The sequence below is a fragment of the Actinomadura barringtoniae genome, from assembly GCF_017573505.1.
GTDB classification, from domain to species: domain Bacteria; phylum Actinomycetota; class Actinomycetes; order Streptosporangiales; family Streptosporangiaceae; genus Spirillospora; species Spirillospora barringtoniae.
In genome coordinates this window covers 221,841-237,027 of sequence record NZ_JAGEOJ010000005.1, presented here as the reverse complement: position 1 = coordinate 237,027, position 15,187 = coordinate 221,841, and the positions used below count along the sequence as shown (strand labels likewise).

At 69.5% G+C, this 15,187-nt stretch carries 13 protein-coding genes and 1 tRNA gene; 9 read left to right on the top strand and 5 right to left on the bottom strand.

Annotation, left to right across the window (positions count from 1 at the left end; all coding sequences use genetic code 11):
- Positions 1-41 precede the first annotated feature (41 nt).
- Positions 42-674 carry a class I SAM-dependent methyltransferase gene (locus tag J4573_RS13945; protein WP_208255850.1) on the bottom strand — a complete coding sequence of 211 codons (633 nt, stop codon included), beginning with the start codon at positions 672-674 and terminating at the stop codon, positions 42-44.
- A gap of 113 nt (positions 675-787) precedes the next feature.
- Positions 788-1,876: an alpha/beta fold hydrolase gene (locus tag J4573_RS13940; protein ID WP_208255849.1), complete on the bottom strand. Its 1,089-nt coding sequence runs from the start codon at positions 1,874-1,876 to the stop codon at positions 788-790.
- A 285-nt stretch (positions 1,877-2,161) separates the two neighbouring features.
- Between J4573_RS13940 and J4573_RS13935 the strand changes: the two genes are divergently transcribed.
- Positions 2,162-2,827 (top strand): SAM-dependent methyltransferase, encoded by a 666-nt coding sequence (locus tag J4573_RS13935; protein WP_208255848.1) that lies wholly within the window; start codon positions 2,162-2,164, stop codon positions 2,825-2,827.
- Positions 2,824-3,852, top strand: coding sequence for an alpha/beta fold hydrolase (locus J4573_RS13930; RefSeq protein ID WP_208255847.1), 1,029 nt, complete (start codon positions 2,824-2,826; stop codon positions 3,850-3,852). Before J4573_RS13935 ends, J4573_RS13930 begins: the two co-directional genes overlap by 4 nt.
- A 29-nt stretch (positions 3,853-3,881) precedes the next feature.
- Here J4573_RS13930 and J4573_RS13925 read toward each other — a convergent pair whose 3' ends face one another.
- From J4573_RS13925 to J4573_RS13915, 3 genes are all read right to left on the bottom strand, one after another.
- Positions 3,882-4,700, bottom strand: a complete 819-nt coding sequence (locus J4573_RS13925) for an SAM-dependent methyltransferase (protein WP_208255846.1) — start codon at positions 4,698-4,700, stop codon at positions 3,882-3,884.
- Positions 4,701-4,797: 97 nt separating this feature from the next.
- Entirely contained in the window at positions 4,798-5,754 is a 957-nt protein-coding gene (locus J4573_RS13920) for a Sco1979 family transcriptional regulator (protein WP_208255845.1), read from the bottom strand.
- Between the two features lie 297 nt (positions 5,755-6,051).
- Positions 6,052-6,123, bottom strand: a tRNA-Arg gene (locus J4573_RS13915).
- Positions 6,124-6,241: 118 nt separating this feature from the next.
- Here J4573_RS13915 and J4573_RS13910 point away from each other — a divergent pair.
- The 7 genes from J4573_RS13910 (at position 6,242) to rho (ending at position 14,946) form a co-directional block, all read left to right on the top strand.
- Complete coding sequence (locus tag J4573_RS13910; protein ID WP_208256130.1) at positions 6,242-6,607, top strand: response regulator transcription factor; 366 nt, start codon at positions 6,242-6,244, stop codon at positions 6,605-6,607.
- 21 nt (positions 6,608-6,628) lie between these two features.
- Positions 6,629-7,291 (top strand): DALR anticodon-binding domain-containing protein, encoded by a 663-nt coding sequence (locus J4573_RS13905; RefSeq protein WP_208255844.1) that lies wholly within the window; start codon positions 6,629-6,631, stop codon positions 7,289-7,291.
- Positions 7,288-8,679 carry a diaminopimelate decarboxylase gene (gene lysA / locus J4573_RS13900; protein WP_208255843.1) on the top strand — a complete coding sequence of 464 codons (1,392 nt, stop codon included), beginning with the start codon at positions 7,288-7,290 and terminating at the stop codon, positions 8,677-8,679. Before J4573_RS13905 ends, lysA begins: the two co-directional genes overlap by 4 nt.
- A 20-nt stretch (positions 8,680-8,699) precedes the next feature.
- A complete protein-coding gene (locus tag J4573_RS13895; RefSeq protein ID WP_208256129.1) occupies positions 8,700-10,121 on the top strand; it encodes a homoserine dehydrogenase in 1,422 nt (473 codons plus the stop codon).
- Positions 10,122-10,267: 146 nt separating this feature from the next.
- On the top strand, positions 10,268-11,341 hold the full coding sequence (thrC, locus tag J4573_RS13890) for a threonine synthase (RefSeq protein ID WP_208255842.1): 1,074 nt from the start codon (positions 10,268-10,270) through the stop codon (positions 11,339-11,341).
- Positions 11,338-12,450 carry a homoserine kinase gene (locus tag J4573_RS13885; protein WP_208255841.1) on the top strand — a complete coding sequence of 371 codons (1,113 nt, stop codon included), beginning with the start codon at positions 11,338-11,340 and terminating at the stop codon, positions 12,448-12,450. Before thrC ends, J4573_RS13885 begins: the two co-directional genes overlap by 4 nt.
- A gap of 447 nt (positions 12,451-12,897) precedes the next feature.
- Positions 12,898-14,946 (top strand): transcription termination factor Rho, encoded by a 2,049-nt coding sequence (rho, locus tag J4573_RS13880; protein WP_208255840.1) that lies wholly within the window; start codon positions 12,898-12,900, stop codon positions 14,944-14,946.
- Positions 14,947-15,187: the final 241 nt, after the last annotated feature.

Below are 15,187 nucleotides of genomic sequence, written 5' to 3'. Positions count from 1 at the left end.
TTTCAGACAGTCCCGTCCCATGCGCCTGGAGCGTTGGGGGCTTAGCGGAGGGCGGTGCCGGCTATTTGGGTGCGGACTGGGACGAAGGTGGAGCGGAAGCGGAAGTTGGTGATGTCTACCGAGGCGAAGCCGGTGGCGCGGATGGCGGCGGCGGTGTCTCGGTCGGTGTGGCAGCCTTCGAAGGCCCATCGCCATGGGCGGCGTACCAGGCGTTGGATGCGTCGTACGGGGCCGTGGGGTGCGGCGACGTGTTCGACGAACGCGAGTTGGCCGCCGGGGCGGAGGATGCGGTGGATCTCGCGGAGCACCTGGGCCGGGTCGTCGACGGTGCAGAGGACCCAGGTGCACAGGACCGCGTCCACGCTCGCGTCGGGCAGGTCGATGGCCTCTCCGGGGACGGGGTGGATGATCAGGTCGATGTCGTGGCGGGCGGCGGCGCGTTCCAGCCGCTTGTGGAAGTACGGGTTGGGCTCGATGGCGTGCACGGTCGTCTTCGGCGGCAGGTAGCGCAGGTTGGGGCCGTTGCCCGCGCCGATCTCGGCGACGACGCCGGTGGTCCGGGGGAAGATCTTTCGCTTGTGGCGGGCCAGCCGCTGGTTGATGTAGCCGGACATGAGCGCGAAGAAGACCGAGTTCAGGCGTCCGCGTACGGGATTCGGGGTCAGCGCCGACAATGTGCCGCTCCTTGACAGAGATGTCGCCAATGGTGGGTTTCCTGAAGGATCCGATGGCGCACGGTGAACTGTCAGGCGGGGAACTACGCCAGGCTCTACCTGAGTGCGCTACCTCAGCGGTCGCGCCGGGCCCACCAGGCGGCGATCTGCGTGCGGGAACGGACGTCGAGGCGCTGGCGGATCCGTTCGACGTGGCCTTCGGCGGAACGCTCCTCGATTCCGAGGCGACGGCCGATCTGGCGGTTGCTCAGGCCGTCCGCGATCAGAGCCGCGACTTGGAGCTGGCGGGGAGTGAGCACCTCGTCTGTTGAACGTGCGGTGTGTGGTTCGGGTGGGCTTGCGTTCTCGCCCAGGTACTCGAGGATGGCGCGGACCACCGAGGCGGAGTCACCGGCCCAGGCGAAGTGGCTGCGGCCGGGGAGCGTCACCAGTTGCGCGCCGGGGATGCGCGAAGCCATGTCACGCCCGAGGCGGTACGGGATCGCGCGGTCGTCGCGCCGGTGCAGCACGAGGGTTGGCGTGACCACCTTGTCCAGCTGGTCCTCGACGGACGTCTCGTAGCACTGCTCCAACAGTTCGCAGGCGAACTCCGCGGTGGCGGTGCCGCGTTGCAAGCGTGCGAAATGCGCTTTCGTGTCGGCGGCGGCGTCGGCCATGAAGATGTCGGCCAGCACGTCCGAGCCCAGCCCCCAGTGTGCGCGCACCATGCCCAGGACGGCCGCCCGGACCTGCGGGGACGCGACCTGGTCGCCGTCGGCGTAGCCGCCGTACAGGATCAGGCGTTCGACGCGTTCCGGATGCCGTACGGCGAAGGCCAGCGATGCCGCTGCGGCCGTCGAGATGCCGAGCAGGTCGAAACGCTCGTGTTGGAGGTGGTCGGCGACTGCTTGCAGCACTTGAACGTTGGTGTCGATGGTCTGGCGGCCTGGCCAGGGGTCGGACAGCCCGCAGCCGGGCTTGTCGTACAGCACCACCGTCCGGCGCGCGGCCAGCGGAGTCAGGAACGCGCGGATGGCCGGGTCGTGCCACGACAGTTCCAGGTGGCTGATCCAGGCGGGAGGAACGATCATCAGGGGGCCGCTGCCGACCGTGCCGTAGGCGATCCGCACCCCGTTCTCGGCGGCGCAGAAACGGATCTCGAAGCGCGGCTCGTGGCCGCCGATCAGCCCGCCGTTCACCACCCAGGCCCCCACGCGGTCCATGGAACGGGCCGCGCCTTACGGCCAACCCCAATCCCAATCCAACCCCAACCCAACTCCATCAACGTCGCATATCGCTCTGCCTGAATGCCACGTGCAGGCCGTGCTTCAGGCCAGGCCGTGCTTTCAGGCCAGGACGTACGGCCGGACACGGTCAACGCCGTCCACGCGGTCACCGGGGGAGCGGCCAGCTTGGCGCCGAGGTCGTCTTGCTGGAACGGCAAGGTTTCGTGCCAGGTGGACGGGCCGTCTGGTGTAACTGAGCGCGCGCCGACTGAAGGAGTCTTGATGGACGGGAGCACCACCGACCCCGCTGCATTCTGGGACGGCATCTACGCGGCCCGAACGGGGGCGGCGAACCCGCGGCCGAACGTTCGCCTGACCGAGGCGGCCACAGGTCTGCCGCCCGGCGAAGCGCTGGACCTCGGCTGCGGCAACGGCGGGGACGCGTTGTGGCTCGCCCGCCAGGGCTGGCAGGTCACGGCCGTCGACATCTCGGCCGTGGCGGTCGAACGGCTCGCCGGTCTCGCCTGCTCGCACGACCTGGGCGATCGTGTCCGCGCCGTACGGCATGACCTGCGCGGGCCTTTCCCGCAGGGTGCGCAAGGCGCGTTCGATCTGATCTGCGCCAGCTACCTGCACACGCCGTTCGACCTGGACAGAGCGACTGTCCTGCGTTCGGCCGCACACGCGCTTCGCCCAGGTGGCCGCCTGCTGGTCGTCGACCACGGTTCGACCGCGCCCTGGTCGTGGAACCGCGACTCCGACGTCCGGTACCCGAGCCCACGAGAGGTCGCCGCAGGCATCGACCTGGACGCGGCGACGTGGACGGTCGAACGGGCCGACGCGCCCCGCCGGATCGCGACCGGGCCGGGCGGCCGTACCGCCGAGATCACCGACCACGTCCTGCTCATCCGCCGCCGGCCACTGACTTCTCCAGGACAGGAAACATGATCACCCCAGCGCGGCGGCCGTCGCGTCGCCTTCTCCGATCCGCGCGCACGATGGTCGCCTTCGCACTCGCCCTCCTGCTCGCGATCGGTGTCGCGGCTTGCTCGTCGCCGACAGTCGGCGACGTTCCGGCCTACGCCGCCGCCACGCGCAACGACCCGGCCTTCAAGAACGCCTTCCGGCACGAGTTCGCCGACGTCGATGGCGTCCGCATGCACTACGTGACCGGCGGCCGTGGCACGCCGGTCGTGCTGATCCACGGCTGGCCGCAGAGCTGGTACGGCTGGTGGCCGATCATGCCTGCGATCGCCAAGAAGCACACCGTTTACGCAGTCGATCTTCCCGGGCTGGGCGACAGTGCCGGCTCACCGACCGGCTACGACAAGGCGACCCTGGCGCGGTACGTGCACAAGCTGATCGCCGAACGGCTCGGGGTACGCGACCCCCGCGTCGTCGGGCACGACTTCGGCGCCGCGGTGGCCTTCCAGTACGCCGCCCAGTTCCCCCATGACACCGCGCGCCTCGGCTACTTCGACCTGCCACTGCCCGGGCCCGCGCTCGACGCATCCAGGTACCGTTCGCTGAGCTGGCACATCGCCTTCCACTCCCAGCGAAGGGTCCCCGAGGCGGTCGTCGGCGACGACGTCCGCGAGTACCTGGCCCTGTTCTATCCGCAGGTCTCGTTCGGCGGAACGGCGTTCGGCGGCACCTCTGAGCGGTCCCCGTTCACCGACGCCGAGATCAACGAATACGCGCGGACCTACCGCCGGCCCGAGGTCCTGTCAGGCGGATTCGGGCTCTACCGCGCCCTCGACAAGGACGTCCGCGACACCGTGGCGGCGCCGCGGCTCCGTGTCCCGACCCTCCTCCTGACCGCCCAAGGCCAGCTCAACGGGGTTCGAGCCACCGTGACGCCGCGCCTGACCAACATCGTGCGGGCAGCGGACGTCCCTCATGCGGGCCATTGGCTAGTCGAGGAGAACCCTCAGTTCGTCATCACCGAGCTCCTCCGCTTCCTAGCCCAATGACCCTGCTAAGGCTTACGCCCAACGCCCTGCTAAGGCTTACGCCCAACGCCGCAGAAGAATCCGATCTCTCGGTCGGCGTAGAGGGTGCTGCGGTCGGGGCGCCATTGCGGCAGCGAGACCAAGCCGGGTTCCAGCAACTCAGTACCGTCGAAGAAGCGCGCCAGCTCAGCCGCGCCGCGCAGCACGGCAGGGGTGGCGCCGCTGTCGTTCCAGCTCTGAACGACCGCGCGCATGGCCTCGGTGTTCACTTCGTCCGTGGGGCAGGCGATGGCCAGATGGCTGCCCGAAGGCACGGCGTCCAGCAGGGTCCCGACGATGGTGTACGCCTCGTCCGTCGTGACGAATTCCAGGATGCCCAGCAGCGTGATCCCCACCGGCCGGGAGAAATCGAGAGTCCGCCGCGCTTCTCTCAGGATGACCTCCGGCTGGTGCAGATCGGCGTCGATGTAGTCGGTGGCCCCGCCCGGTGCACTGTCGAGCAACGCGCGGGCGTGAGCCAGCACGATCGGATCGTTGTCGACGTACACCACACGAGACGTGGGCTCCAGCCGCTGGGCGACCTCATGCGTGTTGTCGGCGGTGGGAATGCCCGTTCCGATGTCCAGGAACTGCCGCAGACCGGCCTCGGCCACCATGTAACGAACGGCACGACCAAGGAACTCGCGATCTGCACGCGCCCAAATCACCACTTCGGGCATGGTCTTATTGAGATGGTCCCCGACTTCCTGGTCGGCGGGATAATTGTCCTTGCCGCCGAGCCAGTAATCCCATACCCGCGCGGGATGCGCGACCGTGGTATCGATCTCGATTTCCGAGGATTCTCCGGACGGGCTCGACTCATCAGTCACGGGCTCACCTTTCACCCTGCGTATTGGCGCTACCGCGACAAGTCTGAACCGACTCTCAATAGGACGCAATTATCCCTGGTCACGGTGCGTGAACAGCTCAGCCGAGATCATCAACGATCTCGGCGAGGGTGGCTTCGGTCGCCGTCGGCGGATCGGCGTTGACCGCCAGCCGATCGAGGGCTCTCTTGTAAACCGAAAGGTCGGCCTGCTTGTCCAGGTAGAGCGCGCTGGTCTGCAGCTCCAGGTAGACGATGTCGGGGAGGCTCGGCTCGGCGAACCTCAACAAGCTGAACGGCCCGGTCACCGCAGAAATCGCACTGCGCCGCGGCCGAACGATCTGCACCCCGACCCTCGGCGACCGAACGGCCTCCGCCAGCGAAGCAAGTTGCGCACGCATGATGTCGACATCGCCGACCCGGCGCCGCAGCGCCGCCTCGTCCACCACCACCCACAACTGCGGAGGCTGAGGCCCTCGAAGCGACTCTTGCCGCCGCATGAGCACGCTCACCCTCCGCTCGACCTCGCTAGCCGACGCAGTGGGATGGCTGAGCTCAGTAACAGCCCGTGCGTACTCCGGTGTCTGCAAAAGCCCCGGCACGACCCGCGTCTCATGGATCCGCACCGCGGAGGCCGCCTCCTCCAGGCCGATGTAGGCATCGAACCCTTGAGGAAGGACATCCCCGTACTGATGCCACCACCCCGGCGCCTTGGCCTGCCGCGCAAGCTCCAGAAGCCCAGCGCGCTCACCCGCATCACTCACGCCGTAAAGCGTGAGCAGGTCGGCCACATCGCGTTCCTTAAAACTGACCCGCCCGAGCTCAAGCCGACTGATCTTGGACCCGGACCCCCGAATCGCATGACCGGCCGTGTCCCGCGAGATCCCCCGCCCTTCACGCAGCCGCCGAAGTTGCCCACCCAGCATGATCCGCAGAACGGTAGGTCCACCACGAGCAGGATCAGGCCGACGACCATCCACCTCGCCAGACCCCGCCGCCCGAGAGTCATCGTCCGGCTGAAGGGCGTGCACTCCTCGTCCTCCAAGAAATCGACTCATCCGCGCCCCCCAGTGTCCCATCATCGCAACAACGGCCACTGCCTTTCCCGACCAGAAGACCCCATCACTCAGACCAAAGAGAAAGCCGTTCCACCTGCCCCATTTGCGCCCCTTGCCCCACTTCAAAGACCGTAACTGCAAGGCCCGTTCACCCAACAGCCGAGACAGACCCCATCAGGCGATGTCAGACGCCCCCCGCGGCGCCAGGCGGCACCCGGCCGGCCAGAACGAATGGGCCAGAAAGCACAAATGGCCACCGATCCAAGATCGATGACCAAAACGCGGATGTGATGTATGTGCCCCCTGCAGGATTCGAACCTGCGCACACGGCTCCGGAGGCCGTTGCTCTATCCCCTGAGCTAAGGGGGCCCGCTTGCGCGAGAAGAAGGCTACCAGGGTTCGGGGGTCGGCGCGCACCTGGGCGTTCGGCGTGCGTTGCTCTGTGGAGTCGGCTAGCTTCGTGGCCGTGACCGAGCCACTGGGACGCGTGCTGGTCGTCGACGACGACGAGGTGATCCGGCAGCTCATCGCGGTGAATCTTCAGCTCGAGGGGTTCGAGGTGGCGACGGCCGTGGACGGGCAGGACTGCCTGGAGCGGGTGAAGGACGTCGCGCCCGATGTGATCACGTTGGACGTGATGATGCCGCGGCTGGACGGGTGGGTGACCGCGGTGCGGCTGCGGGAGGACCCGGCGACGGAGCACATCAAGGTCGTGATGATCACTGCGCGGGCGCAGGAGCACGACGTGCGGCGGGGGCATGAGATCGGCGTGGACGCCTATGTCACCAAGCCGTTCGACCCGAACCAGCTGATCCAGACCGTGCGGAAGCTGGCCCGGCCGCTGTCCAGATAGTGGTCGGATAGTCTCACGAGGGTGACCCCAGCCGACGTTCGCCGTGCCCTGGCGCGGGCTGCCGGCGCGCCCGTCGAGGTGCGCTCTCTTGGCGCGGGCGCGTACGGGGCGGTGGTGGAAGAGCCGCAGGTCGTCGCGGAGCGGATGCGGAGTGCGGCGGGTGTTCTCGGGGTTGAGGTTTCTGGGGCCTTCTTGACGGTGCGGGTTGCGCCGGAGGGGGTTGTCTCGGGGATTTTGGCCGAGGGGAATTCCTATGGGGACAAGGGGTTTGTCGGTCCCGCCGGGTGGAGCGATCGGCCTCGGACTTTTGAGAATCCGGGATTTCGGGTTCGGTATGCGTTCGCCCGGAGCTTTTGGGTCGGGGAATGGGCTCGGGAGCTGGGCGTACGGGGCGGAGACGTTTCGGGACGCAACGAGGAGCTCTTGTTGCTCGGGGCTCTCGGGGAGCTTCCTGGCCGGGCTGACCAGGCTCGCAGGGAGCGGCAGGCCTTGCCGTTGGTGAGGTTCCTGGTGCGGCTCGGCGACATCTACCACGACTTTTTCGAACGGTATCCGGCCGTTCCCAAGGGGGACGAGAAACCTGGGGCGGTGCACGCTGCCAGGGTCACTTTGGCTTCGGTCGTGGGCATCGCCCTTGGTAATGGCATGAAAATGATCGGTGAGACCCCTAGAGAGCGGATATGAGCAGAGTTCACCCGGCCGGGCCCCGGCACGCCGATGTGCTTCCCGAAGACCACCCGCTGCCCCCGGCACCGGATCTGAACGCTTTGGACCCGCAGATCTGGCCGCGGAGCGCCAAGCGGGACGACGGCGTGATGACGGTCGGCGGTGTCGACGTACGGGAGTTGGCGGAGCAGTACGGGACGCCGCTGTACGTGTACGACGAGAACGACGTGCGTGCCCGGGCGCGGGAGTATGCGGCCGCCTTTGACGACGGGGACGTCCACTATGCGGGCAAGGCCTTTCTGTGCACCGCCGTGGCCAAGTGGCTTCACGAAGAGGGGCTCGGGCTTGATGTCTGTAGTGGGGGAGAGCTCGCGGTCGCCCTCGCGGCAGGGTTTCCGGTGGAGCGCATCACTCTTCATGGGAACAACAAGTCCGTAGGCGAGCTTGAGCGGGCCCTGGAGGCCGGCGTCGGGCGGATCGTTCTGGACTCGTACGAGGAGATCGCGCGGCTGGGGTATCTGGCCAAGGAGCGCGGCGCCCGGCCCAAGGTCATGATCCGGGTCACGACCGGGGTCGAGGCTCACACGCACGAGTTCATCGCCACGGCCCACGACGACCAGAAGTTCGGGTTCTCGCGGAGCTCGGGCGCCGCCCTGGAGGCGGTACGGCGCGTTCTGGAGCTTGATCAGCTTCAGCTGGTGGGGCTGCACTCGCACATCGGGTCGCAGATCTTCGACACCGACGGCTTCGAGGTCGCGGCGCACCGGCTGGCCGAGCTGCTGGTGGCCATCCGTGACGAGCACGGCGTCGAGCTGCCCGAGCTGGACCTCGGCGGCGGCTACGGGATCGCCTACGTGCCCGGCGACGAGCCGCACGACCCGAAGGCGATCGCGGACGGGCTGCGGGCCATCGTGAGCCGCGAATGCAAGGCGTACGGGCTCTCCATGCCCCGCCTGACCGTGGAACCGGGCCGCGCGATCGTCGGCCCGGGCGGGGTTACCCTGTACGAGGTCGGCACCGTCAAGGACGTCGAGGGCCTTCGCACCTACGTCTCGGTGAACGGTGGCATGAGCGACAACCTGCGCACGGCCCTCTACGGCGCCGAATACAGCTGCGTACTCGCCAGCCGCACGTCCGAGGCCGCCCCCATGCTCAGCAGACTTGTCGGCAAGCACTGCGAAAGCGGGGACATCGTCGTGCGCGACCTGTGGTTGCCCGAAGATCTTGCGGCGGGGGACCTGGTGGCGGTGGCGGCGACCGGTGCGTACTGTCGATCGATGGCCAGTAACTACAACTATGTCCCGAAGGCCGCCGTGGTGGCGGTCCGGGACGGCAGGTCGCGGGTCATCGTCCGCCGGGAGACCGACGACGATCTGCTGCGGCTCGATGCGGAGGTGGGCGCGTGAAACACCAGCGGGCTCTGCGGGTGGCGCTGCTCGGGTGCGGCGTCGTCGGCACGGAGGTCGTACGGCTGCTGCGCGAGCAGGCCGACGACCTCACGGCGCGCGTCGGAGCACCGCTGGAGCTGGCCGGGATCGCCGTGCGCAGGATGGACCGTGCCCGCGAGGGCGTGGACCCGGCGCTGCTCACCACCGACGCCCAGGGCCTGGTCACGAGCCCGGACGTCGACATCGTCATCGAGGTGATCGGCGGCATCGAGCCCGCCCGCACGCTGACGCTGGCCGCCATGAAGGCCGGCAAATCGGTGATCACCGCCAACAAGGCGCTGCTGGCCTCCGATGGCGAGACGCTCTTCGCCGCGGCCCGCGAGTACGGCGCCGATCTCTACTACGAGGCCTCGGTGGCGGGGGCCATCCCGCTGCTGCGGCCGCTGCGCGAGTCGCTGGTCGGCGACCACGTGCACCGCGTGCTGGGGATCGTGAACGGCACCACCAACTACATCCTCGACCAGATGGACTCGCGCGACGCCGGGTTCAACGAGGCGCTGGAGGAGGCCCAGGCACTGGGGTACGCCGAGGCGGACCCGACGGCCGACGTCGAGGGCTTCGACGCGGCGGCCAAGGCGGCGATCCTGGCGCAGCTGGCGTTCCACACGCATGTGACGGCCGCGGACGTGCACCGCGAGGGCATCACCGAGGTCACCGCCGCCGACGTGGCCGGGGCCAAGGCGATGGACAGCGTGGTCAAGCTGCTGGCCATCTGCGAGCGCGTCCCGTCCGCGACCGGCAGCGGCGACGGCGAGGCAGGCGCGGGCGGTGACGGCGCGACCGGCGGCAACGGCGCGACCGGCGGTGACGGCGCGGCAGCCGGTGACGGCGCGGCAGCCGGTGACGGTGCGGCGGGCGAGCCCGGGGCGCGTAACGGGCGCGGGGTGTCGGTACGGGTCTACCCGGCGATGATCCCGCGTTCGCACCCGCTGGCCAGCGTCCGCGAGGCCTACAACGCGGTGTTCGTGGAGGCCGAGTCGGCGGGCTCGCTGATGTTCTACGGCGCGGGCGCCGGCGGGGCACCGACCGCGTCGGCGATCCTCGGCGACCTGGTGGCGGTGGCGCGCAACCTCGTCGGCGGTACGCCGGGACCGGTCGAGGTCACCTACGCCCAGCTGCCCGTGCTGCCGATGGGCGAGACGACCACCCGCTACTACATCCAGCTCGACGTGGCCGACCGTTCCGGCGTGCTGGCCACGGTGGCCGAGCTGTTCGCGCGCCACGACGTGTCGATCCAGGCCGTACGGCAGGTCGGCTTCGGCGACGACGCCCAGCTCGTCGTGGTCACCCACCGGGCCCCCGACGCCGCCCTCGCCGCGACCGTCGAGAGCCTGCGCGGCATGGAGGACGTACGCGAGGTGGCCAGCGTGATGCGCGTCGAAGGCGACGAGCAGCCCTAGCCCGTACGGCCCTGGGCACGGCGGCCCTAGCCAAGGGCGGCCAGTGCCGCCACGATCATCCTGCGCGTCAACGGCGACGGGCGATTCAGTCATAGAATTCTGCGCACCATCGCAGGTCATCCGAGCAGGTCATCGAGGAGACGACTGTGAACGCGACCGCCGCCCGCCGCGCCTGGCGCGGGCTGATCGAGGAGTACCGCGACCGCCTTCCGGTGACGGAGCGGACGCCGGTCGTCACGCTGCTGGAGGGCGGCACCCCGCTGGTGCCCGCCAACCGGGTCTCCCAGCTCACCGGCTGTGAGGTCTATCTCAAGGTCGAGGGCGCCAACCCGACCGGTTCGTTCAAGGACCGCGGCATGACGATGGCGATCAGCAAGGCCGCCGAGGACGGCGCCAAGGCGGTGATCTGCGCCTCCACCGGCAACACCTCGGCGTCGGCCGCCGCCTATGCCGTACGGGCCGGGATGACGTGCGCGGTCCTCGTACCGCAGGGCAAGATCGCGATGGGCAAGCTGGCGCAGGCCCTCGTGCACGGCGCCCGCCTGCTGCAGGTGGACGGCAACTTCGACGACTGCCTGGAGCTCGCCCGCAAGCTGTCGGTCGACTACCCTGTGGCGCTGGTCAACTCGGTCAACAAGTACCGCCTGCAGGGCCAGAAGACCGCCGCGTTCGAGATCGTGGACGCGCTCGGCGACGCACCCGACGTGCACTGCCTGCCGGTCGGGAACGCCGGCAACATCTCGGCCTACTGGATGGGCTACAAGGAGTACGCCACCGACGGTGTCGCCTCCCGGCGCCCCCGGATGCTCGGCTTCCAGGCCAGCGGCGCCGCGCCGTTCGTCAAGGGCGAGCCTGTCCTGAAGCCGCAGACCATCGCGACCGCGATCCGCATCGGCAACCCGGCCTCCTGGGACCTGGCGATCGCCGCGCGGGACGAGTCCGGCGGCGCCATCGACTCGGTCACCGACCGCCAGATCCTGCGCGCCTACCGGATGCTGGCCTCCGAAGAGGGCGTGTTCGTGGAGCCCGCCTCCGCCGCGAGCGTCGCCGGCCTGCTGCAGGCCCACGAGCAGGGCGTCGTCCAGCCCGGCTCCAAGGTCGTCTGCACGGTGACCGGAAACGGCCTCAAGGACCCCGACTGGGCCATCGCCGGCGCACCCACGCCCACCACCGTCAAGGTCGACGCGCACGCCGCCGCCTCCGCGCTGGGCCTCACATGAGCCCTGGCCCGACCCCCGGCTGGGCCTCCGGGCCGGTGACCGTACGCGTGCCCGCGACCAGCGCCAACCTCGGGCCCGGCTTCGACTCGCTGGGCCTGGCACTGACGCTCTACGACGACGTCACGGTCGAGGTGACCGACGGTGGCCTGTCGATCGAGGTCGAGGGCGAGGGCGCGGAGGTCGCCGACCGCGGCGAGCGCCACCTGATCGTCCGAACGCTGCTCCAGACGTTCGAGCTCCTGGACGACCTGGCCGCCACCGGTCACCCCGGCCCGGCCACCGACCAGCCCGGCTCGGCCACCGACCAGCCCGGCTCGGCGGCGGATCACGTCGGCATCGCCGCGCAGCCGGGCACCGCCGGCGCGGCCGCAGCCGCCGCAGGAGTGGCGGCAGCCGCGGCCCAGGCTGCTGCCGGGAGGCTGGGAGCGCCGCCTGGGCTCAGGCTTCGCTGTACGAATCGGATCCCGCATTCGCGCGGCCTCGGTTCGTCCTCGGCGGCGATCGTGGCGGGGATCGTGGCGGCGCGGCGGCTGCATCCGTACGGGCATCTCCTCGACGACGAGGGCGCGCTCAGGCTCGCCACCGACATCGAGGGCCACCCCGACAACGTCGCCCCCTGCCTGGCAGGAGGCCTGACGATCGCCTGGACGACCGACGAAGGCCCTCGGCTCGTACGTCTGGACCTCGAACGTGAGGTCGTCGCGTTCGTTCCGGACCAGCGCCTGGCCACCGAACGGGCGCGCGGCCTGCTTCCGGAGACCGTGCCCCACAAGGACGCGGCCGCCAACGCGGGCAGGGCTGCGCTGCTGATAGCGGCGCTGAACGAGGGGCTCCCGCAGGACGTACTTCTGGACGCGACGGAAGACCGGCTGCACCAGGACTATCGTTCGCCCGCCATGCCCGAATCCGCCGCGCTGGTAGCCCGGTTGCGCGTGAACGGGGTGCCGGCGGTGATTTCCGGGGCAGGTCCTACTGTCCTGGCCTTCACAAGCGCATCACAAGTTGATTCGATGGGCCTCGATGTGGGTAATGGGTGGTGCATACACCCGCTGAACGTTGCCCCCCGTGGCGCCTGCGTTCAGCCCGTCGGTTCGTTCGTGCGTCCCTGACGATTCCCGCGTCGAGCGGGAGTTGGCGGAGTGCTTCGGCCAGGTGCAATGATCCAGCTAGGTAAAATGCGAAGACATCGACCTCTGGGGAATAGCAGTGTGCCCAGGTGATGTTAGGCTGATTGCCGCACCAGGTGCCCCGCTCGGGGCCGTGTGCTCGTCAGCCACGCGTCACCAGTTCGGCTCTCCGGCCGTGTCGGTCCCGCGTACTAGGCTTCCCGACACCGTGACATCCCGTTGTCAGGCATTCCAGCGAAACTTCGGACGTGGCGGTAGCGGGGACACGCGCGAGCAAGCAGGCCCGACCACCATCTGGCTGTGCCCAGAAATCGCAGATCGCGGCCCCATCGTGATCAGCGGAGCCCGACTCGGCGCCCCCGCCGAGCCGCACTATCGGGTTGCCTGGCCGACCGCCGGCCTACGCCCGCTCCCTGGGAAGGACCCTTAGTGAGCGAATCCAGCGAACTCCTTACGGACGCATCCAGCACGGCACCTGCAGCCGACGCCGCCGAGGCCGGCGCGAGTGCCACCCCCCGGCGTCGCCGGACGGGCACCGGCCTTTCGGCCATGGTGTTGCCCGAGCTCAAGGCGCTCGCGTCCAGCCTCGGCATCACCGGTACGACCGGGATGCGCAAGAGCCAGCTCATCGCGGCCATCCAAGAGAAGCAGGGTGGCGGCGCGGGGCAGGGCTCGGCCGGAGGCGAGCAGGGAGCCGCTGCCGCGCCGAAGACCGAGCGTCCGCGGCGTACCCGTTCCACGGCCGCCAAGCGCGACGCGGCCGAGGGGCAGGTCACCATCGCCGACGCGGCGACGACCACCGCCGAGCCGGCGGAGAAGACCGACCAGGGCGGTTCCGGCAAGGGCTCCAAGGAGACCAGGCAGGACGGCAAGGACAAGGCTTCCGACCGCGGCGACCGTAGTGACCGCGGCGACCGCGGGGAGCGGCAGTCGGACCGTTCCGACCGCTCCGAGCGCGGCGAGCGCGGGGACCGGGGCGAGCGCGGCAAGACCGACGGCGGTTCCGACGACGGCGAGGGCCAGGGCGGGCGCGACGGCGGCCAGGGCGGCCGTGACGGCGGACGCCAGCGCGGCCGCAACGGCCGTGACCGCGGCGAGCGGGGCGACCGCGGTGAGCGGGGCGACCGGGGCGAGCGCGGGGACCGGGGCGACCGCGGGGACCGTGACCAGCAGGGCGGCGGTCAGGGCAACCGCCAGCGGGGCCAGAACCAGGGCGGCGGCGGACAGTCCGACGACGACGAGGGCGGCAGGGGCCGGCGCGGGCGCCGGTTCCGCGAGCGCAACCGCGGGCGCGGCCAGGGCCGGGGGGGCGACCGTTACGAGGAGCCGGTGATCAGCGAGGACGACGTCCTCATCCCGGTCGCGGGCATCCTCGACATCCTCGACAACTACGCGTTCGTGCGCACCACCGGCTACCTGCCGGGCCCGAACGACGTGTACGTCTCGCTCGCCCAGGTCCGCAAGAACGGCCTGCGCAAGGGCGACGTGATCACCGGTGCGGTCCGCCAGGCCCGCGAGGGCGAGCGGCGCGAGAAGTTCAACGCGCTGGTCCGCCTGGACACGGTGAACGGCATGGAGCCCGACCAGGCCAAGGGCCGCGTCGAGTTCTCCAAGCTGACCCCGCTGTACCCGCAGGAGCGGCTGCGGCTGGAGTCGGACCCGGGCATCCTGACCACGCGGATCATCGACCTGGTGTCGCCGATCGGCAAGGGCCAGCGCGGCCTCATCGTCTCGCCGCCGAAGGCCGGTAAGACGATGGTGCTGCAGGCGATCGCGAACGCGATCACCAAGAACAACCCCGAGTGCCACCTGATGGTCGTTCTGGTCGACGAACGGCCGGAAGAGGTCACCGACATGCAGCGGACGGTGAAGGGCGAGGTCATCCACTCGACCTTCGACCGTCCGGCCGAGGACCACACCACGGTCGCCGAGCTCGCCATCGAGCGCGCCAAGCGGCTGGTGGAGCTGGGCCACGACGTGGTCGTGCTGCTCGACTCGATCACCCGGCTGGGCCGCGCCTACAACCTGGCGGCGCCGGCCTCGGGCCGCATCCTGTCCGGTGGTGTCGACTCGACCGCGCTGTACCCGCCCAAGCGGTTCTTCGGCGCGGCCCGCAACATCGAGAACGGCGGCTCGCTGACCATCCTGGCGACCGCGCTCGTCGAGACCGGATCCCGTATGGACGAGGTCATCTTCGAGGAGTTCAAGGGCACCGGCAACATGGAGCTCAAGCTCAACCGCGGCCTGGCCGACAAGCGGATCTTCCCGGCGGTGGACGTCGACCAGTCGTCCACCCGTAAGGAAGAGATCCTCATGGCGCCCGAGGAGCTGCGCGTGGTCTGGCAGCTCCGCCGCGTCCTGCACGCCCTCGACACCCAGCAGGCGCTGGAGCTCCTCATCGAGAAGATGAAGGAGACCAAGTCCAACGCCGAGTTCCTGCTCCAGGTCCAGAAGACCACCGTCTCCGACGACCGCTGAGCATGAGCGGCGCCTGACCCGCCCCAGCGGAGGCGGCCGGACTGCCCAACTCTAAAGAACGCCCCGGGAGCACTCTCCCGGGGCGTTCTTCTTGTCCCCCTCCAGCGCGGCCCCCCTCCAGCGCGGCCCCGTCCATCGCGCCGATCTTGCTCTCATGGCCCCGTTCCGGCGGGTGAAAGGGCCCTGAGAGCAAGATCGGCGCGGTGAGGGGTTGGTAGGGCTAGCCCCACCCTGGACTTGG

Excerpts from the sequence above, each read along its gene's own strand:
- J4573_RS13930 (WP_208255847.1), top strand. The coding sequence starts at position 2,824 with ATGATCACCCCAGCGCGGCGGCCGTCGCGTCGCCTTCTCCGATCCGCG.
- J4573_RS13920 (WP_208255845.1), bottom strand. The coding sequence starts at position 5,754 with ATGAGTCGATTTCTTGGAGGACGAGGAGTGCACGCCCTTCAGCCGGAC.
- J4573_RS13935 (WP_208255848.1), top strand. The coding sequence starts at position 2,162 with ATGGACGGGAGCACCACCGACCCCGCTGCATTCTGGGACGGCATCTAC.
- lysA (WP_208255843.1), top strand. The coding sequence starts at position 7,288 with ATGAGCAGAGTTCACCCGGCCGGGCCCCGGCACGCCGATGTGCTTCCC.
- J4573_RS13885 (WP_208255841.1), top strand. The coding sequence starts at position 11,338 with ATGAGCCCTGGCCCGACCCCCGGCTGGGCCTCCGGGCCGGTGACCGTA.
- J4573_RS13940 (WP_208255849.1), bottom strand. The coding sequence starts at position 1,876 with ATGGACCGCGTGGGGGCCTGGGTGGTGAACGGCGGGCTGATCGGCGGC.